Here is an 18669-nt window from a genome sequence, read left to right as displayed (position 1 = left end):
GTCCGGAAGACCCCGGACGGCGGCGGGCCGCCGGAGCCGCCCAACTGTGTTTGCCTACATCATCCGCAGGATCTTCGCGGCGGTGATTCTGCTGCTGGTCGTCAGCGCGGTCACCTTCGCGATCTTCTTCCTGCTCCCGCGACTCGCCGGCGAGACGGCCGACCAACTGGCCGCCCAGTACATCGGGAAGAACCCCTCACCCGAGGCGATCGCGGCGGTCAAGCAGAACCTCGGCCTCGACCAGCCGCTGTACTCCCAGTACTGGAACTTCCTCAAGGGGCTGGTCAGCGGCGCCGAGTACAAGTTCGGGCCGGAACCGGCCACCTGCCACGTCCCCTGCTTCGGCTACTCCTTCAAGAACCACCTGGAGGTCTGGCCCGAGCTGTCCAAGCGGATCCCGGTCACCATGTCGCTGGCCGCCGGCGCGGCCGTGCTCTGGCTGGTCTCCGGCGTCGCCACCGGCGTCGTCTCCGCCCTCAAGCCGCGGTCGATCTTCGACCGGCTCTCCATGGGCGTCGCCCTCGCCGGCGTCTCGCTGCCGGTCTTCTTCACCGGCGCGCTGCTGCTCACGCTGTTCAGCTACGAGTGGCCGATCCTGGACAACCTGCACTACGTCGACTTCACCGACGACCCGCTGATGTGGGCCCGCAACCTGATCCTGCCCTGGATCTCGCTGGCCTTCCTCTACTCCGCCCTCTACGCCCGGCTCACCCGCGCCGGAATGCTGGAGACCATGAGCGAGGACTACATCCGCACCGCCCGGGCCAAGGGCCTGGTCGAGAGCAAGGTCGTCACCCGGCACGGGCTGCGCGCCGCGCTCACCCCGATCGTCACGATCTTCGGCATGGACCTCGGGCTGCTGCTCGGCGGCGCGCTGATCACCGAGCAGGTCTTCTCGCTCCAGGGCGTCGGCCAGTTCGCCGTCCAGGCGATCTCCGACAACGACCTGCCCAAGATCCTCGGCGTCACCCTGCTCGCCGCCTTCTTCATCGTCGCCTGCAACCTCGTGGTCGACCTCCTGTACGCCCTCGTCGACCCCCGGGTGAGGCTCTCGTGACCGACCTCCAGAAGACCCCGGCGGACGCCGCGCAGACCCCGTCCGGCGACCCCTTCCTCTCGGTCCGCGACCTGCGGATCCACTTCGACACCGACGACGGCCTGGTCCGCTCGGTGGACGGGGTCAGCTTCGACCTGCACAAGGGACGCACCCTCGGCATCGTCGGCGAGTCCGGCTCCGGCAAGTCCGTCACCTCGCTGGGCATCATGGGCCTGCACCGCTCCAAGCGGGCCCGGATCAGCGGCGAGATCCGGCTGAACGGCGAGGACCTGATCGCGGCCGGCCCGGACCGGGTGCGCCAACTGCGCGGCCGGGACATGGCGATGATCTTCCAGGACCCGCTGACCGCGATGCACCCCTACTACACGGTGGGGCAGCAGATCGTCGAGGCCTACCGGGTGCACCACCCCGAGGCGAACAAGAAGCAGGCCCGGGCCCGCGCGGTCGAGATGCTCGACCGGGTCGGCATCCCGCAGCCCGACCGCCGGGTGGACGACTACCCGCACCAGTTCTCCGGCGGCATGCGCCAGCGCGCCATGATCGCCATGGCGCTGGTCAACGACCCCTCGCTGCTGATCGCCGACGAGCCCACCACCGCCCTGGACGTCACCGTCCAGGCACAGATCCTGGACCTCATCCGTGACCTCCAGGAGGAGTTCGGCTCCGCCGTCATCATCATCACCCACGACCTCGGGGTGGTCGCCGAGCTGGCCGACGACATCCTGGTCATGTACGGCGGCAAGTGCGTCGAGCGCGGCCCGGCCGAGACCCTCTTCGACGCGCCCGAACACCCCTACACCTGGGGCCTGTTGGGCTCGATGCCGCGACTGGACCGGGAGCTCCAGGACCGGCTCGTCCCGGTCAAGGGCACCCCGCCCAGCCTGATCAACGTGCCGACGGGCTGCGCCTTCCACCCGCGCTGCCCGTACGCCGCCCTGACCGACGGGCGCTCCACGAGCGAGCTCCCGGTGCTGGCCGAGGCCGCGCCCGGGCACTTCGCGGCCTGCCACCTGTCGGCCGACGAGCGGCACCGCATCTTCGCCGAAGAGATCGCGCCCCGGCTGTGAGCCCGGCCTCGTACCACCTTTCTGGAGAGAACCGATGACGGACACTCAGGCGGCCCCGATCCCGTCGCCGGCACCCGCCTCCGACCGCGAACCGCTGCTGAAGGTGACCGGCCTGACCCGGCACTTCCCGATCCGCAGCGGGCTGCTGCGGCGCCAGACCGGCGCGGTGCGGGCCGTGGACGGCATCGACTTCACGGTCAACGCCGGCGAGACGCTGGGCGTCGTGGGCGAGTCCGGCTGCGGCAAGTCGACCATGGGCCGACTGGTCACCCGGCTCGACGAACCGACCGGTGGGACCATCGAGTTCGAGGGCACCGACATCACCCACCTGGGCGTCGGGGCGATGCGGCCGCTGCGCCGCGACATCCAGATGATCTTCCAGGACCCGTACTCCTCGCTGAACCCCCGGCACACCGTCGGCACCATCGTCGGCGCGCCGTTCAGGCTCCAGAACGCGGTGCCGGAGGCCGGGCTCAAGAAGACCGTCCAGGAACTGCTGGAACTGTGCGGGCTCAGCCCCGAGCACTACAACCGCTACCCGCACGAGTTCTCCGGCGGGCAGCGCCAGCGCATCGGCATCGCCCGGGCGCTCGCGCTGAAGCCGAAGATGATCGTCGCGGACGAGCCGGTCTCCGCGCTGGACGTCTCGATCCAGGCGCAGGTGGTCAACCTGCTGGACGACCTCCAGCAGGAGCTCGGACTGACCTACCTGATCATCGCGCACGACCTCTCGGTGGTCCGGCACGTCTCGGACCGGGTCGCGGTGATGTACCTCGGCAAGATCGTGGAGATCGCCGACCGGGACTCGCTCTACAGCAGCCCGATGCACCCGTACACCAACGCGCTGATGTCCGCGGTGCCCGTCCCCGACCCGCGCCGCCGCCAGCGCGCGGGCCGCGAGCGCATCCTGCTCAAGGGCGACGTCCCCTCGCCGATCAACCCGCCCAGCGGCTGCCGCTTCCGCACCCGGTGCTGGAAGGCGCAGGACGTGTGCGCGAGCCAGGAGCCGCCGCTGGTGGCGCTCAAGACCGGGCACCAGGTGGCTTGTCACTTCCCCGAGCTTGGCGAGGGGAACGACTAGCACAGTCCCGAGCTTGGCGAGGGGAACGACTAGCACAGTCCCGAGCTTGGCGAGGGGAACGACTAGCACAGTCCCGAGCTTGGCGAGGGGAACGACCAGCGCGGCCCCGAGCAGAACGTGCCGGCCGACGCCGCCGGCTCCTGACGGTCGGCGCTCGTGCGACAGAGGCCGCCCACCCCGGGGTTCCGGGGCGGGCGGCCTCTTCGTCGTCCGTGCGCCGTCGGCCGGCTCCGCCCGGTGCGGGCCCGGGCGGCTGCGGGGAGCGGGTTCGCCCGGTCTCCCACGGGGCGTTGGTGTCCGAAGCATGATCGTTCGCCGGAGCACCCGGGCACATCGGGTACACATGGACGGTGACATCCCAGCTCTTCCCGTCCGACGTGCAGCAGTCGCTGGACCTCGTCGGCATATTCGTCTTCGCCCTCTCCGGGGGTCTGCTCGCCGTCCGCAAGAACATGGACATCTTCGGAATCTGTGTGCTGGCGGAGGTCACCGCCCTGGGCGGCGGGGTGATGCGCGACCTGGTGATCGGCGCGACCCCGGTCGCCGCGTTCACCAACCTCGGCTACTTCATGACCCCGCTGGCCGCCGCGCTGGTGGTGTTCTTCCTGCACCCGGAGGTCGAGCGGATCAACCGGGCGGTGCAGACCCTGGACGCGCTCGGGCTCGGGCTGTTCTGCGTCACCGGCACCGCCAAGGCGCACGACTTCGGGCTCGGCTCGGTCGCGGCGATCGCGCTCGGCATGGTGACCGCGGCCGGCGGCGGCGTGATCCGCGACGTGCTGGCCGGGGAGATCCCCTCGCTGCTGCGCTGGGACCGGGAGATCTACGCCGTCCCGGCCCTGGTCGGCGCCACCGTGGTCGCGCTGCTGATCGCCGCCGACCGGCTCACCGGCGTGACCGGCACCGCCGCCGCATTCACCGCCTTCGGGCTGCGGATGCTCGCGCTGAAGTACGGCTGGCGTGCCCCGCGGGCCTGGCACCGCAACGGTTCTCGCACCAGCGAGGAGTAGGCGAGCCGCCGTACGCGAGCGAGATCGCCTCGGCGGTGCAGAGCAGTTCCGGCACCATCCGGGCCAGTTCGGCCGGCGGCACCTCGCTCGCCGGGGCGCTCAGCGCACAGGCCGCGACCGTCCGCCCGCCGCTGCCCGCGACCGGCGCGGCCACGCAGGTCACCGCCTCCCGGTGCTCGTAGGACTCGGCCGCCCAGCCCCGGCGGCGCACCGCGGCCAGCTCGGGCTCCTCGCGGGCGCCGTCCGCGGACAGTCCGGCGAGCAGCACCCGGCCGACCGCCGTCCCGTCGACCGGGGCCCGGCGCCCGATCCGGGACGGCTCGGCACCCGGCAGCCCGGCCACCTCGTCCAGGTAGAGCACCTCGCCGTCGTCCAGCACGGCGAGCCGGACGGTGTAGCCGCAGCGGGCGTTGAGCGCGGCCAGGTACGGCGCGGCGACCTGCCGGACGTCGAAGTCCTCCAGCGCGCGGTGGGCCAGCGAGAGCACCCGGCCGCCGATCCGGTAGCGCAGGTCCGGCTGGCGGCGGGCGAAGCCGTGCTCCTCCAGGGTGCGCAGCAGCCGCAGGGCGGTGGACTTGTGCACCCCGAGGCTGCTGGCGGCCTGCTCCAGCGAGAGCGGCGCGTCGCCGAGTGCGTCGAGCAGGGTCAGCGCGCGGTCGACCGACTGCGACATGGCGTTTCCCGTGGATCCGGCTGACTGGTGGCGTCAGGCTAACCGCTGGGTGGCTCAGTGGTACAAACCAGTGCCGGACGTAGCCGTCCGGCTGTGGTGCGTCCGCCGTGCGCCCGAACCGGTGCGGGCGGTGGGTGGCTGGATCGATGCCCCGGCCCGGAACCCCGTACGGTGCCGCGCTCTACAATCGGATGGTTATGCCATACCTGGACCATGCGGCGACCACGCCGATGCTGCCCGAGGCGATCGCCGCGATGACGGCGCACCTGGGGGTGGTCGGCAACGCCTCGGCCCTGCACGCGGCCGGCCGCCGGGCCCGCCGGGTGGTCGAGGAGTCCCGGGAGTCGCTGGCCGAGTCCCTGGGCGCCCGCCCCAGCGAGATCGTGCTCACCGGCGGCGGCACCGAGTCCGACAACCTGGCGGTCAAGGGCCTGTACTGGGCCCGCCGGGACGCCGACCCGGTCCGGACCCGGGTGCTGTGCAGCCCGGTCGAGCACCACGCGGTGCTGGACGCGGTGCACTGGCTCTCCGAGCACGAGGGCGCCGACGTCGAGTACCTGCCGGTGGACCCGCTGGGCCGGGTGCACCCGGAGGCGCTGCGCGCGGCGATCGAACGCGATCCGGCCACTGTGGCGCTGGTCACCGTGATGTGGGCCAACAACGAGGTCGGCACCGTCCAGTCGGTGCGCGAACTGACCGCCGTGGCGGCCGAGTACGGCATCCCGGTGCACGCCGACGCGGTGCAGGCGCTCGGTCAGGTCCCGGTCTCCTTCGCCGAGTCGGGGCTCACCGCGCTCACCGTCACCGGGCACAAGATCGGCGGCCCGTTCGGCATCGGCGCGCTGCTGCTCTCCCGGGGCGCCTCGCCGGTACCGCTGCTGCACGGCGGCGGCCAGGAGCGCGACGTGCGCTCCGGCACCCTGGACGCCCCCGGCGCGGCCGGCTTCGCCGCCGCCGCGGCCTGGGCGGTGGAACACCGGGCCGAGCACGCCGTCACGCTGGGCGCGCTGCGGGACGAGCTGGTGGCCGCCGTCCTCGCCGCCGTGCCGGACGCGGTGTACAACGGCGACCCCTCGCCGGAGGGCCGGCTGCCCGCCAACGCGCACTTCTCCTTCCCCGGCTGCGAGGGCGACGCGCTGCTGATGCTGCTGGACGCCCAGGGCATCGAGTGCTCGACGGGCTCCGCCTGCTCGGCCGGGGTGCCGCAGCCCAGCCACGTGCTGCTCGCGATGGGCGTCGACCCGCTGCTGGCCCGCGCCTCGCTGCGGTTCTCGCTCGGGCACACCTCGGTGCGCGAGGACGTCACGGCGCTGGCGGAGGCCATCGGGCCGGTGGTGCAGCGGGCGCGCAACGCCGGGCTGGCGTCGGTACGGCGCTGATCTCGGCTTCCGGGAACAGGCGGGCCACCCCGTACCCTTGTTGCCATCATGACTGACTTCCCGGGTGCCCCGACCACTCCGTCCACCGGCCGTCTGCGCGTGCTCGCGGCGATGTCCGGCGGAGTCGACTCCGCCGTCGCCGCCGCCCGCGCCGTCGAAGCGGGGCACGAGGTGACGGGCGTCCACCTGGCGCTCTCCGCCAACCCGCAGTCCTTCCGGACCGGCGCGCGCGGTTGCTGCACCATCGAGGACTCCCGGGACGCCTGGCGGGCGGCCGACGTGATCGGCATCCCCTTCTACGTCTGGGACCTCGCCGAGCGCTTCCGTGAGGACGTGATCGACGACTTCGTCGCCGAGTACGCGGCCGGGCGGACGCCCAACCCGTGCCTGCGCTGCAACGAGAAGATCAAGTTCGCGGCGCTGCTGGACAAGGCGATCGCACTGGGCTTCGACGCCGTCTGCACCGGCCACTACGCCCGCATCGTCGACCTGCCCGACGGCTCGCGCGAGCTGCACCGCGCCGTCGACGCCGCCAAGGACCAGTCGTACGTGCTGGGCGTCCTCGACGCCGACCAGCTCGCCCACTCGCTCTTCCCGCTCGGTGACACGACCAAGGAGGAGATCCGGGCGGAGGCCGAGCGCCGCGGCCTGGCCGTCGCCAAGAAGCCCGACAGCCACGACATCTGCTTCATCGCCGACGGTGACACCCAGGGCTTCCTGGCCAAGCACCTCGGCACCGCGACCGGCGACATCCTCGACGTCGACGGCACCAAGCTCGGCGAGCACGACGGTGCGTACGGCTTCACCATCGGCCAGCGCAAGGGCCTGCGGATCGGCCGCCCGGCGGCCGACGGCAAGCCGCGCTACGTGCTGGACATCTCCCCGGTGAACAACACCGTGACGGTCGGCCCGGTCGAGGGCCTCGACGTCACCGGGCTCACCGCCATCCGCCCCCGCTGGTGCGGCACCGAGCCGCTGGCCGACGGCCGCTACACCGCCCAGCTGCGGGCCCACGGCGAGGAGGTGCCGGTGAGCGCCTCGGTGGTCGACGGCGAGCTGCGGGTGCAACTGGACACCCCGGTGCGAGGGATCGCCCCCGGCCAGGCCGTGGTGGTGTACGACGGCACCCGCGTCGTCGGTTCGGCCACCATCGCGACGACGGAGCGCCCGGCCGTCACCGCCTGAGCGGCAGCACCTGGGAGAGCCGGTAGCGGGGCGTGATAGACCAGTCGGACTATGAATATCTGTGTCTTCTGCTCCGCGTACTCGCTCGACGACCGCTACTCCGTCCCCGCCGCGGAGTTCGCCCGGCTCCTGGGGGAGGGCGGGCACACCCTGGTGTGGGGTGGCTCGAACGCCGGGCTGATGGGGCTGCTCGCCGATGAGGTGAAGGCGGCGGGTGGCCGACTCGTCGGTGTGATGGTCGAGATGCTGAAGCACAAGGCGTACGTCGGAGCCGACGAGCTGGTGTGGACCGCCGACCTCCCGGAGCGCAAGGCGGAGCTGGCCTCGCGGGCCGACGCGATCGTCGTCCTGGTCGGCGGGCTGGGCACCCTGGACGAGGTCACCGAGGTGCTGGAACTCAAGAAGCACGGGATGTTCGACAAGCCGGTGGTCGTCCTGGACACCGAGGGCTTCTACTCGGGCCTGCGCACCCAGATGGAGCGGATGGACGCCGAGGGCTTCCTGCCCCGCCCGCTCGCCGAGCTGATCACCTTCGCGGACACGCCCGCCGACGTCTTCGCCCAGCTCAAGGCCTGAGAGGATCGGGGCCATGGCTGCACATCTGATCACCGGCGCCGGCTCCGGCATCGGCGCCGTCCTGGCCGAGAAGCTCGCCGAGCGCGGGGACGAGCTCTGGCTGCTGGCCCGCGACGCCCGGCGGGCCGCCGAACTGCGCGAGCGCTTCCCCGGGGCCAAGACCCTCGTCGGGGACCTCGGCGACCCGGGCAAGCTCTCCTGGGCCTTCGGGCACCAGCAGCTGCCCGTCGAGCTGGACTCGCTGCTGCACGTCGCGGGCACGGTCGAGCTCGGCCCGGTCGGCGACCTGCCCGTCAAGGCCTGGCAGGAGACGCTCAACGTCAACCTCGTCGCCCCCGCCGAGCTGACCCGACTCCTGCTGCCGTCGATCCGGCTCGTCAAGGGCCACGTGCTCTTCGTCAACTCCGGTGCCGGCCTCAACGCCCACGCCGACTGGTCCGCGTACGCGGCCAGCAAGCACGGCCTCAAGGCGCTCGCCGACTCGCTGCGCCAGGAGGAGCACGCCAACGGCGTCCGGGTCACCTCCGTCTACCCGGGCCGCACCGCCACCGCGATGCAGGTCAAGGTGCACCAGCAGGAGGGCAAGGAGTACGACGCGGGCCGCTGGATCGAGCCCGAGTCCGTCGCCAGGGCGATCCTCGCCGCCCTCGACGCCTCCCGCGACGCGGAGATCACCGACATCACCGTCCGCCCGGGGCGGTAGGCCGCCGCGTGGGAAGTCGGCCCGGCCGACTTCCCACGCGCACACCGGAGTTCGGGCAGGCCTTCCGGTACCGACCCCGCGCCCCGCGCGGACGGCCCCGGTACCGAGCCCCCGCGCTCGGCACGGGGCCCGTCCGGCTGAGTAGGCTCGGACGGGTGAGCACCCCACACCCCTTCCCCGACCTGCGCGGCGCCGCCACCGGCGTCGGCTCGCTGCCCGGCACCGACGCCCGGGAGGCGGCCAAGACCTCCACCGGCGCACTGGAGCACCTGCCGTTCCTGCCCGAGCTGCCCGCGCGCGGGCCGGGCGCCGACATGATCGGGCGCGGCGCCGGCCTGCTGGTCGAGCTGTTCGCGCAGACCGAGCCGAGCGGCTGGCGGTTCACCGACCGCCCCGGCCGGGACACCCGGCGGTCCCACTCCTGGCTCGGTGAGGACCTGGACGCACTGGAGGAGTTCACCCAGGGCTACCAGGGCGCGCTCAAGGTCCAGGCCGTCGGCCCCTGGACGCTGGCGGCGAGCATCGAGCTCAAGCACGGCGAGAAGGCGCTCTCCGACCCCGGCGCCTGCCGGGACATCGCCGGCTCGCTCACCGAGGGCCTGCGCCGCCACCTCGCGGACGTCCGCAAGCGGGTGCCCGGCGCCGAGGCCGTGCTGCAGCTGGACGAGCCCTCGCTGCCCGCCGTCCTGGCCGGGTCGGTGAAGACCGCCAGCGGCTTCCAGCGGCTGCGCGCCGTCGACCGGCAGGTCGCCGAGGAGGTGCTGCGCGAGGTGGTCGGGAGCCTCGACGCGCCCGTGGTGGTGCACTCCTGCGCGCCGGACGTCCCGGTCCCGCTGCTGCGCCGGGCCGGGGTCGCCGGGATCTCCCTGGACTTCTCCCTCCTCACCGAGCGCCAGGACGACGACCTCGGCGAGGCCGTGGAGGGCGGCACGATGATCCTCGCTGGTGTCGTCCCCGCCACTGACCAGGCGGTGTCCGACCCTGCCGGTAGTGTCCAGGGTGTCAGGACCCTGTGGCGCAGGCTCGGGTTCGCCCCGGAGCTGCTGGGCCGCCGCGTGCTGGTGACGCCGACCTGCGGGCTGGCCGGGGCCTCCCCGGCGTACGCGCGCAGGGCGCTGTCGTCTGCGGCGCGGGCGGCACAGAGCCTGGTGGACAACCCGGAATGAGAACGTAGGAGGGCTTGCGGTGACGGCTGTCGAGGGCTGGGAGGACGTCCCGGCGGAGGTGCGCAGGCGGCACGCCGAGCTGGCGCAGGAGATCACCGATCACCGGGTCCGGTACTACGAGCAGGACGCGCCGGTCGTCAGCGACGCCGAGTTCGACGCGCTGATGCGGGAGCTGGAGTCGCTGGAGGCCGAGCACCCGGCCCTGGTGACGCCGGACTCGCCGACGCAGCGGGTCGGCGGCGCCCCCACCGAGCTGTTCGCCGAGGTCGAGCACCGCGAGCGGCTGCTCAGCCTGGACAACGCGATGGACGACGACGAGCTGGCGGCCTGGGCCGAGCGGGTCGCCACCGAGCTGCACGGCATCGACTACCACTACCTGTGCGAGCTCAAGGTGGACGGCCTGGCCGTCAACCTCACCTACGAGAACGGCCAGTTGGTGCAGGCGGCGACGCGCGGCGACGGCCGGGTCGGCGAGGACATCACCGCCAACGTCCGCACCATCAAGGAGATCCCGCACCAGCTCAAGGGTGACGACATCCCGGAGCTGGTGGAGATCCGCGGCGAGGTCTACTTCCCGACCGAGGCCTTCGACGCGCTCAACGCCTCCTTCGCGGAGGAGAACGAGCGCCGCCGGCAGGAGAACGAGGAGCGCGCCAAGGAGGGCAGGCGGCCCCGGGCGATGATCCGGCTGTTCATGAACCCCCGCAACGCCGCCGCCGGTTCGCTGCGCCAGAAGGACCCGCACGTCACCGCCTCCCGCCCGCTGCACATGGTGGTGCACGGCATCGGCGCCCGGGTCGGCTTCGACATCGACAACCAGTCGCACGCCTACCAGCTGCTGCACGACTGGGGCCTGCCCACCGCCCGGCACAACAAGGTGGTCGGGACGCTCGCCGAGGTGCGGGCCTTCATCAAGCACTTCGGCGAGCAGCGGCACTCGGTCGAGCACGAGATCGACGGTGTCGTGGTGAAGGTGGACGAGATCGCCCTCCAGGGCCGGCTCGGCGCCACCTCGAAGTCCCCGCGCTGGGCGATCGCCTGGAAGTACCCGCCGGAGGAGGTCACCGGCAAGCTGGCCGAGATCAAGGTCGGCATCGGCCGCACCGGCCGGGCCACCCCGTACGCGGTGCTGGCCGAGCCGGTGAAGGTGGCCGGCTCGATGGTGCAGTACGCGACGCTGCACAACCAGGAGGTCGTCAAGGCCAAGGACGTGCTGCTCGGCGACACCGTGGTGCTGCGCAAGGCCGGCGACGTCATCCCGGAGATCCTCGGCCCGGTCTACGACCTGCGGGACGGCACCGAGCAGGCCTTCGTGATGCCCTCGCACTGTCCGGAGTGCGGCAGCGAGCTGCGCCCGATGGCCGAGGGGGACATCGATCTGCGCTGCCCGAACGCGGAGCGCTGCCCGGCGCAGATCCGGGAGCGGATCGCCTTCCTCGGCGGGCGGCAGTGCCTGGACGTGGAGGGTCTCGGCTACGTCGCGGCCACCGCGCTGACCCAGCCGCTGGAGCCGGCCGAGGCGCCGGTGAGGAACGAGGCCGACATCTTCCGGCTGACGCAGGAGAAGCTGCTGCCGATCAAGGTGCTGGTCCGGGACCCGAAGACCGGCATGCCGAAGCTGGACGATCGGACGGGCAAGGAGAAGGAGGTCTTCTTCTTCGCCACCACCAAGGGCGAGCCGAAGAAGTCGCTCCAGGCCCTGATCGACAACCTCGCGGCGGCGAAGGACCGGCCGCTCTGGCGGTTCGTCAACGGCCTGTCGATCCGGCACGTCGGTCCGGTCGCCGCGCAGGCGCTGGCCCGGGAGTTCCGCGATCTGAGGAAGATCTTCGAGGCGAGCGAGGAGCAGCTGGCGGCCGTCGAGGGCGTCGGTCCGACCATCGCCCGCTCGATCCAGGAGTGGTACGCGGAGGGGTGGCACCAGGAGATCCTCGGGAACTGGGAGGCGGACGGTGTCCGCTTCGCCGAGGAGTTCGCGGACGAGGAGGAGGCGGAGCGCCCGCTGGAGGGTCTGACCGTCGTGGTGACGGGCACCCTGGCCGGCCACACCCGGGACGGCGCCAAGGAGGCGCTGACCTCGCGCGGAGCGAAGGTGACCGGTTCGGTTTCGAAGAAGACCGATTTCGTGGTCGCCGGTGACAATCCCGGGTCCAAGTACGACAAGGCTGTTCAGCTCGGCCTGCCGGTCCTGGACGACGCGGGGTTCGCCGTCCTGCTCGCCGACGGGCCGTCCGCCGCCCGCGCCCACCTGGGACTTCCGGAGCCGGAGGAGGTCGCGCCGGCGAAGGGGGAGCCCGCCGAGGGCTGATCCGGGGCCGACCCGAGCGGCCGCCGGCCGGGCCGGTGTTGTTATCGTCCTGATGCAGCGTCACCGGGTGCCGTGCAGTGAAAGCGGGCATTGTGTCACTGTGCGACACCCGTGCGCGGTGGCGCGTTTCCGGTTGTCCGAAAGTCTGCCCACCGGGTGGACCCCGGCTTACCCTGGAGCGCAACAGAGTGTCAGCAGGGGTGGGGGCACCGGCTGGGCCGGTGCTCCTCGGGGTCGCTCCATGCCCGGCAGCTGTCGGTACCGGCACGGTGCCTCACCGTAAGGCGGCCTGACGGGGCGGGCCCGACGGAGGACAGGGCTTATGGATCGTACGACCGGCGGTGCGCCCACACGCCCGCCGCAGGGGGTGGCGGGTGCGGTCCTGCTGCTCGGCGTGCTGCTGGCCGGAGCCGCGCCGCTCATCCCGCTGGCCGTCCTGGTCTACCGGTACGAACCCGAGTTGCTGCCGCTGTTCGCCGTGCCCCTGGCGGTGCTGGTGGCGGCCTGGCGGATCGCCCGCGACCGCGCCCGCGATCAGCTGACCGACCCGCTGACGGACCTGCCCAACCGTCAGGCCCTGCTGCTGGCCGCCCAGGAGGCGATCGCGGGGTGTGAGCAGGGCTACAGCGTCGGTCTCATCCTGCTCGATCTCGATCGCTTCCGATCACTCAACGACACACTTGGCCATACGGCGGGTGACCGGCTGCTGGTTCACATCGCCCGCCGGCTGCACCGGGCGCTGCGCTCCGGCGGCCCGGCCGGCAGCGCCACCCGGGAGTCCATCGACGACGTCTTCGCCGGCCTGCCCCGGCACTACCGCCGCGGCCGCCCGATGGTGGCCCGGATGGGCGGCGACGAGTTCGCCGTCCTGCTGCCCGGCATCAACTGCCCGGACAGCCTGGAGCGGGTCGCCAAGGCGCTGATCGCCGAACTCGCCGCCCCGATCCGGCTGGACGGGCTGCTGCTCGTCCTGGAGGCCAGCGGCGGCGTCTGCGTCTACCCGCAGCACGCCCAGGACGCCGAGTCGCTGCTGCGCCGGGCCGACGTCGCGATGGGCCACGCCCAGCGCGGATGCTGCGGCGTCGCCCAGTACGACGAGACCCAGGACGCCGACACCCCGTACCGGATCGGGCTGCTGGGGGACCTGCGCCGGGCGCTGGAGACCGGCGAGGTGCAACTGCACTACCAGCCGAAGGTGGCCTTCGACGGCCGGGTGGTCGGACTGGAGGCACTGCTGCGCTGGGAGCGGCCCGGCCAGGGGAAGGTCTCGCCGGACGAGTTCGTCGGGCTCGCCGAATCCAGCGGCCTGATGCCCCGGCTCACCGACTACGTGCTGGAGGCGGCCGTCGGCCAGCTCGCGTACTGGCGCGACCAGGGCCTCCAGGTGCAGGTCGCGGTCAACGTCTCGCCGCGCGACGTGCTCAACCCCGGCTTCGCCCAGCGGGTGGCCGGCCACCTCGTGCGCCACCAGGTGCCCGCCCACGCGCTCCAGCTGGAGATCACCGAGCGGCTGCTGCTGGACGACTCCCGGCGGGCCGCCGACACCCTGGCCGAGCTGCGCGGCTACGGCGTCGGGATGTCCCTGGACGACTTCGGCACCGGGCACTCCTCGCTGGTGCGGCTGCGGAGCCTGCCGGTCGGCGAGCTGAAGATCGACCGCTCCTTCGTCTCCCGGATGGTCGCCGACGACCACGACGCGGCGGTGGTCCGCTGCTCGGTGGAGCTCGCCCACTCGCTGGGCCTGACCGTGGTCGCCGAGGGCGTCGAGGACGACGAGACCTGGGAGCGGCTGCACTGCATGGGCGTGGACGCCGTCCAGGGCTGGCTGGTGTCGGCCGCGCTGCCGGCCGAGCAGGCCACCGCCTGGCTGCGGGTGCACCGCACCGGCGCCCCGCCGGTGGAGCGCCTCGGCGTGCCGCCCCAGCTGCACGCCGGCTTCCAGCCGGTCCAGAACGCCAAGCCGATCGCCCAGCCGGCCAGGCCGCCGGCGCTGCCGCCGACCCTCCCGCCCACGTTGCCGCCGGTGGCCCAGGTGGCGCAGGCCGCGCACAGGGAGATCAAGCCGCAGGGCTGGGCCCGCAGCAGGCCGCAGTAGCGCCCGCCGGACGCCGCGGCCGAGCCGGTGACGGGCGCCGCGGCTCACTCGTTGGCCGGGGTGGGGGACGGGCCCCATAGGATGGGGTCCAAAGACCATGAGGACGGAGCGCCGAACCCGGCTGCTCCTGCCCGGGCCCGGCACCGCCCGCAAGGCACCGCCGGGTCTCACCAGAACTCACCCTGAGGATCGCTGCATGCCTGGCATCACGCGCGAGGAGGTCGCCCACCTCGCCCGGCTGTCGCGTCTTGAGCTGAAGCCCGAAGAGCTGGACCACTTCGCCGAGCAGCTCGACGTGATCATCGGCGCGGTCGCCCGCGTTTCCGAGGTCGCCGGACAGGACGTCCCGCCGACCTCCCACCCGCTGCCGCTGACCAACGTCATGCGTGCGGACGAGGTGCGGCCGTCGCTCACCCCGGAGCAGGCGCTGTCCGGCGCCCCCGCCGCCGAGGAGCAGCGTTTCCGTGTGCCGCAGATCCTCGGGGAGGACTGACCGAGATGACCGAGCTGATCCGTTTCACCGCCGCCGAGACCGCGAGCGCCATCGCCAAGGGCGAGGTGTCCGCCGTCGAGGTCGCGCAGGCCCACCTGGACCGCATCGACGCGGTCGACAAGAAGGTCAACGCCTTCCTGCACGTCGACACCGAGGGCGCGCTGGCCGCGGCCAAGGCCGTCGACGCGAAGCGCGCCAAGGGCGAGGAGCTGGGCCCGCTGGCCGGCGTCCCGCTCGCGCTCAAGGACGTCTTCACCACCAAGGGCATCCCGACCACCTGCGGCTCGAAGATGCTCGAAGGCTGGATCCCGCCGTACGACGCCACGCTGACCAGCCGTCTCAAGGACGCTGACGTGGTCATCCTCGGCAAGACCAACATGGACGAGTTCGCGATGGGCTCCTCCACCGAGAACTCCGCGTACGGCGTGACCGGCAACCCGTGGGACCTCTCCCGCATCCCCGGCGGCTCCGGCGGCGGTTCGGCCGCCGCGCTGGCCGCCTTCGAGGCCCCGCTGGCGATCGGCACCGACACCGGCGGCTCGATCCGTCAGCCCGGCGCCGTCACCGGCACCGTCGGCGTCAAGCCGACCTACGGCTCGGTGTCCCGCTACGGCCTGGTGGCGTTCTCCAGCAGCCTGGACCAGGGCGGCCCGTGCGCCCGCACCGTGCTGGACGCGGCGCTGCTGCACGAGGCCATCGCCGGGCACGACCCGCTGGACTCCACCTCGATCGACGCGCCGGTCCCGGCCGTGGTCGAGGCCGCCAGGATGCGCGACATCCGCGGCATGCGGATCGGCGTCGTCAAGGAGTTCGCCGGCGAGGGCTACCAGGCCGGCGTGATGCAGCGCTTCAACGAGTCGGTGGAGCTGCTGCGCGAGCTGGGCGCCGAGGTCGTCGAGGTCTCCTGCCCGTCCTTCACCCTGGCGCTGCCGGCGTACTACCTGATCGCGCCCAGCGAGTGCTCCTCCAACCTGGCCCGCTTCGACGCGATGCGCTACGGCCTGCGGGTCGGCGACGACGGCAGCCGTTCGGCCGAGGACGTCACCGCCCTGACCCGCGAGGCCGGCTTCGGCCCCGAGGTCAAGCGCCGCATCATCCTGGGCACCTACGCGCTGTCCTCGGGCTACTACGACGCCTACTACGGTTCGGCCCAGAAGGTCCGCACGCTCATCTCGCGCGACTTCGACGCCGCCTTCGCGGGCGTGGACGTCCTGGTCTCGCCGACCACGCCGACCACCGCCTTCCCGATCGGCGAGCGTGCCGACGACCCGATGGCGATGTACCTGGCGGACCTGTGCACGATTCCGTCGAACCTGGCGGGCAACGCGGCCATGTCGCTGCCGGTCGGTCTGGCGCCGGAGGACAATCTCCCGGTCGGCCTGCAGATCATCGCACCCGCGATGGCGGACGACCGCCTGTACCGCGTGGGCGGCGCCGTCGAGGCCGCACTCAACGACAAGTGGGGGCACACCCTGCTGGAGGAGGCACCGGCACTGTGAGCAAGATCGAGAAGGCCAAGGCCCAGTCCGCTTCGCTCAAGGGGTGGAAGCACAGCAAGCCCGGCCTCTGGCTGTCCATCGGCACCAGCGCGTTCGGCGCGATCTCCATCGCCAAGGACGTCCGCAAGGCCCGCGAGGAGAGCGACACCCTCAAGCTGGTCAACGCCCTGATCGGTGCGGCCGCGCTGGTCACCGGCACCGCCCTGCTGGTGCGCGAGCTGCGTCAGCTGGGCTCCGACGACGTGCTGCTGGGCTGAGCGCCCCGGCCCGGCCCCGCGCCACGCGGCGGCCGGGCCCGTACCTCCCAAGCTTCAAGTGAGAAGGGACGCTGTGAGCGTCATGAACCTGGTCTCCTACGAGGACGCTCTCGCGTCGTACGACCCGGTGATGGGCCTTGAGGTCCACGTCGAGCTCGGTACCAAGACCAAGATGTTCTGCGGTTGCTCGACCGAGCTGGGCGCCGAGCCGAACAGCCAGACCTGCCCCACCTGCCTGGGCCTGCCGGGTTCGCTGCCGGTGGTCAACGCGGTCGGCGTCGAGTCGGCCGTCAAGATCGGCCTGGCGCTGAACTGCGAGATCGCCGAGTGGTGCCGGTTCGCGCGGAAGAACTACTTCTACCCGGACATGCCCAAGAACTTCCAGACCTCGCAGTACGACGAGCCGATCGCCTTCAACGGCTACCTCGACGTGCAGCTGGAGGACGGCTCGACCTTCCGCGTGGAGATCGAGCGCGCCCACATGGAGGAGGACACCGGCAAGTCCAGCCACGTCGGCGGGGCCACCGGCCGCATCCACGGCGCCACCCACTCGCTGCTCGACTACAACCGGGCCGGCATCCCGCTGATCGAGATCGTCACCAAGCCGATCGTCGGCGCCGGCGAGCGCGCCCCCGAGGTCGCCAAGGCGTACGTCGCCGAGCTGCGCGAGGTGATCCGCTCGCTCGACGTCTCCGAGGCCCGGATGGACAAGGGCCAGATGCGCTGCGACGTCAACCTGTCGCTGCGCCCGAACGGCACCGAGACTTTCGGCACCCGCTCGGAGACCAAGAACGTCAACTCGCTGCGCAGCGTGGAGCGGGCCGCCCGGTTCGAGATCCAGCGGCACGCCACCGTGCTGACCGACGGCGGCACCATCGTCCAGGAGACCCGCCACTTCCACGAGGACAACGGCACCACCACCTCGGGCCGGATCAAGGACAACGCCGAGGACTACCGCTACTTCCCCGAGCCGGACCTGGTGCCGGTGGCCCCCTCCCGCGAGTGGGTCGAGGAGCTGCGCGCCGCCCTGCCCGAGCTGCCGCGGGTGCGCCGCGCCCGGCTCCAGGCCGAGTGGGGCCTGTCCGACAAGGACATGCAGTCCGTCCTCAACGCCGGTGCGGTGGAGCTGATCCAGGAGACCATCGCGGCCGGTGCCCCGGCCGACCAGGCCCGCAAGTGGTGGCTGGGCGAGCTGGCCCGCCGCGCCAACGAGACCGGCACCGAGCTGAGCGAGCAGCCGATCACCCCGGCGCAGGTCGCCCGGGTCGCCGCGCTGGTCGCCGAGGGCAAGCTGAACGACAAGCTGGCCCGCCAGGTCATCGAGGGCGTGCTGGCCGGAGAGGGCGAGCCGGACGAGATCGTCGAGAAGCGCGGCCTGGCCGTGGTCTCGGACGACTCCGCGCTGGGCGCCGCCGTCGACCAGGCCATCGCCGAGAACGAGGCGATCGCCGCCAAGATCCGCGACGGCAAGGTCCAGGCCGTGGGCGCGCTGGTCGGTGCGGTCATGAAGGCCACCCGCGGCCAGGCCGACGCGGCCCGCGTCAAGGACCTGATCCTGGAGCGGCTTGCTGCGGAAGGACAGTGAGCACAGCCTGGAGCGGCTTGCCGCGGAAGGACAGTGAGCACAGCCTGGAGAAGCTGGGTGTGTCCGCCTGAGGCGCCGCCTAGGCTGTCAACCCTGTCTTCCTAAGGCATCTAAGGCATCTAAGGCCCTCTAAGTAAGGCCTAAGGCCCGGTCTCACCTCTGTAATGAGGTGCGGCCGGGCCTTAAACCTTTTCCGGCGCCCGATCTGCGCCCGATCTAAGGCATCCGGGCCCCGGAAGATGCGGCAGGCTCCCGATGCGGCACCCCCCACTGGCAGAGGAAGCTCTTACTCGTCAGCGAAACGCAGTGAGACCCGCAGGGGGAACCGAAATGATCGAGTACCAGACCTTCCAGCAAGAGGCCCACGAGCTCGTGGCCCGCGCCGAGCACGAGCGCCTGGTGCGCGAGGCCAAGCAGGCGCGCCGCCTGCGGCAGCGCCCGGTGGCCGCCCGCTTCCAGCGGCGCCCCGTGCGTCGGCCCGAATGCTGACGGTGCGGCACCAGGACGGTGCCGAAGGAGCTCCGGAGGGGGAGAC

At 72.2% G+C, this 18669-nt stretch carries 17 protein-coding genes; 16 read left to right on the top strand and 1 reads right to left on the bottom strand.

Annotated features, from left to right (window positions below; translation table 11 throughout):
- Positions 1-46 precede the first annotated feature (46 nt).
- The 4 genes from ACFU7Y_RS20040 (at position 47) to ACFU7Y_RS20025 (ending at position 4215) form a co-directional block, all read left to right on the top strand.
- Complete coding sequence (locus tag ACFU7Y_RS20040; RefSeq protein ID WP_224280963.1) at positions 47-1057, top strand: ABC transporter permease; 1011 nt, start codon at positions 47-49, stop codon at positions 1055-1057.
- Positions 1054-2124: an ABC transporter ATP-binding protein gene (locus ACFU7Y_RS20035; RefSeq protein WP_224280964.1), complete on the top strand. Its 1071-nt coding sequence runs from the start codon at positions 1054-1056 to the stop codon at positions 2122-2124. The genes ACFU7Y_RS20040 and ACFU7Y_RS20035 overlap by 4 nt, the downstream gene beginning before the upstream one ends.
- Positions 2125-2158: 34 nt before the next feature.
- Entirely contained in the window at positions 2159-3205 is a 1047-nt protein-coding gene (locus ACFU7Y_RS20030) for an ABC transporter ATP-binding protein (RefSeq protein ID WP_224280965.1), read from the top strand.
- Between the two features lie 350 nt (positions 3206-3555).
- The gene (locus tag ACFU7Y_RS20025; RefSeq protein ID WP_380769076.1) at positions 3556-4215 is read left to right on the top strand and encodes a trimeric intracellular cation channel family protein; all 660 of its coding nucleotides are present in this window, start codon (positions 3556-3558) and stop codon (positions 4213-4215) included.
- On the opposite strand, the gene ACFU7Y_RS20020 is transcribed toward ACFU7Y_RS20025, so the two are convergent.
- A complete protein-coding gene (locus ACFU7Y_RS20020) occupies positions 4121-4888 on the bottom strand; it encodes an IclR family transcriptional regulator (RefSeq protein ID WP_380769074.1) in 768 nt (255 codons plus the stop codon). The two genes, ACFU7Y_RS20025 and ACFU7Y_RS20020, sit on opposite strands and share 95 nt — an antisense overlap.
- Positions 4889-5085: 197 nt before the next feature.
- Between ACFU7Y_RS20020 and ACFU7Y_RS20015 the strand changes: the two genes are divergently transcribed.
- The 12 genes from ACFU7Y_RS20015 (at position 5086) to ACFU7Y_RS19960 (ending at position 18623) form a co-directional block, all read left to right on the top strand.
- Complete coding sequence (locus ACFU7Y_RS20015) at positions 5086-6267, top strand: cysteine desulfurase family protein (protein WP_380769072.1); 1182 nt, start codon at positions 5086-5088, stop codon at positions 6265-6267.
- Positions 6268-6315: 48 nt separating this feature from the next.
- Positions 6316-7452 (top strand): tRNA 2-thiouridine(34) synthase MnmA, encoded by a 1137-nt coding sequence (mnmA, locus tag ACFU7Y_RS20010; protein ID WP_224280420.1) that lies wholly within the window; start codon positions 6316-6318, stop codon positions 7450-7452.
- Between the two features lie 51 nt (positions 7453-7503).
- Positions 7504-8028 carry a TIGR00730 family Rossman fold protein gene (locus tag ACFU7Y_RS20005; protein WP_224280422.1) on the top strand — a complete coding sequence of 175 codons (525 nt, stop codon included), beginning with the start codon at positions 7504-7506 and terminating at the stop codon, positions 8026-8028.
- 13 nt (positions 8029-8041) lie between these two features.
- A complete protein-coding gene (locus ACFU7Y_RS20000) occupies positions 8042-8731 on the top strand; it encodes an SDR family oxidoreductase (RefSeq protein ID WP_224280424.1) in 690 nt (229 codons plus the stop codon).
- Positions 8732-8886: 155 nt separating this feature from the next.
- Complete coding sequence (locus ACFU7Y_RS19995; protein WP_380769069.1) at positions 8887-9897, top strand: methionine synthase; 1011 nt, start codon at positions 8887-8889, stop codon at positions 9895-9897.
- Positions 9898-9916: 19 nt separating this feature from the next.
- Positions 9917-12205 carry an NAD-dependent DNA ligase LigA gene (gene ligA, locus ACFU7Y_RS19990; protein ID WP_380769067.1) on the top strand — a complete coding sequence of 763 codons (2289 nt, stop codon included), beginning with the start codon at positions 9917-9919 and terminating at the stop codon, positions 12203-12205.
- Between the two features lie 322 nt (positions 12206-12527).
- Positions 12528-14300 carry a bifunctional diguanylate cyclase/phosphodiesterase gene (locus ACFU7Y_RS19985; protein WP_224280431.1) on the top strand — a complete coding sequence of 591 codons (1773 nt, stop codon included), beginning with the start codon at positions 12528-12530 and terminating at the stop codon, positions 14298-14300.
- A 196-nt stretch (positions 14301-14496) separates the two neighbouring features.
- Entirely contained in the window at positions 14497-14793 is a 297-nt protein-coding gene (gene gatC / locus ACFU7Y_RS19980) for an Asp-tRNA(Asn)/Glu-tRNA(Gln) amidotransferase subunit GatC (RefSeq protein WP_030057414.1), read from the top strand.
- 5 nt (positions 14794-14798) lie between these two features.
- On the top strand, positions 14799-16292 hold the full coding sequence (gatA, locus tag ACFU7Y_RS19975) for an Asp-tRNA(Asn)/Glu-tRNA(Gln) amidotransferase subunit GatA (protein ID WP_224280441.1): 1494 nt from the start codon (positions 14799-14801) through the stop codon (positions 16290-16292).
- Entirely contained in the window at positions 16289-16549 is a 261-nt protein-coding gene (locus ACFU7Y_RS19970) for a hypothetical protein (protein WP_224280443.1), read from the top strand. The genes gatA and ACFU7Y_RS19970 overlap by 4 nt, the downstream gene beginning before the upstream one ends.
- 73 nt (positions 16550-16622) lie before the next feature.
- On the top strand, positions 16623-18134 hold the full coding sequence (gene gatB, locus ACFU7Y_RS19965) for an Asp-tRNA(Asn)/Glu-tRNA(Gln) amidotransferase subunit GatB (RefSeq protein ID WP_380769065.1): 1512 nt from the start codon (positions 16623-16625) through the stop codon (positions 18132-18134).
- Between the two features lie 330 nt (positions 18135-18464).
- The gene (locus tag ACFU7Y_RS19960; RefSeq protein WP_224280447.1) at positions 18465-18623 is read left to right on the top strand and encodes a hypothetical protein; all 159 of its coding nucleotides are present in this window, start codon (positions 18465-18467) and stop codon (positions 18621-18623) included.
- Positions 18624-18669 lie beyond the last annotated feature (46 nt).

The organism is Kitasatospora sp. NPDC057542 (assembly GCF_042801945.1).
Taxonomy (GTDB): Bacteria; Actinomycetota; Actinomycetes; order Streptomycetales; family Streptomycetaceae; genus Kitasatospora.
The sequence above is the reverse complement of the archived record's forward strand: the minus strand, read 5'-3'. Positions and strand labels throughout refer to the sequence as shown.

What these genes read in the sequence shown, in the direction of transcription:
- ACFU7Y_RS20030 (WP_224280965.1), top strand. Translation starts at nt 2,159, where the DNA reads ATGACGGACACTCAGGCGGCCCCGATCCCGTCGCCGGCACCCGCCTCC.
- ACFU7Y_RS20020 (WP_380769074.1), bottom strand. Translation starts at nt 4,888, where the DNA reads ATGTCGCAGTCGGTCGACCGCGCGCTGACCCTGCTCGACGCACTCGGC.
- ACFU7Y_RS20015 (WP_380769072.1), top strand. Translation starts at nt 5,086, where the DNA reads ATGCCATACCTGGACCATGCGGCGACCACGCCGATGCTGCCCGAGGCG.
- mnmA (WP_224280420.1), top strand. Translation starts at nt 6,316, where the DNA reads ATGACTGACTTCCCGGGTGCCCCGACCACTCCGTCCACCGGCCGTCTG.
- ACFU7Y_RS20005 (WP_224280422.1), top strand. Translation starts at nt 7,504, where the DNA reads ATGAATATCTGTGTCTTCTGCTCCGCGTACTCGCTCGACGACCGCTAC.
- ACFU7Y_RS20000 (WP_224280424.1), top strand. Translation starts at nt 8,042, where the DNA reads ATGGCTGCACATCTGATCACCGGCGCCGGCTCCGGCATCGGCGCCGTC.
- ACFU7Y_RS19985 (WP_224280431.1), top strand. Translation starts at nt 12,528, where the DNA reads ATGGATCGTACGACCGGCGGTGCGCCCACACGCCCGCCGCAGGGGGTG.
- gatC (WP_030057414.1), top strand. Translation starts at nt 14,497, where the DNA reads ATGCCTGGCATCACGCGCGAGGAGGTCGCCCACCTCGCCCGGCTGTCG.
- gatA (WP_224280441.1), top strand. Translation starts at nt 14,799, where the DNA reads ATGACCGAGCTGATCCGTTTCACCGCCGCCGAGACCGCGAGCGCCATC.
- ACFU7Y_RS19960 (WP_224280447.1), top strand. Translation starts at nt 18,465, where the DNA reads ATGATCGAGTACCAGACCTTCCAGCAAGAGGCCCACGAGCTCGTGGCC.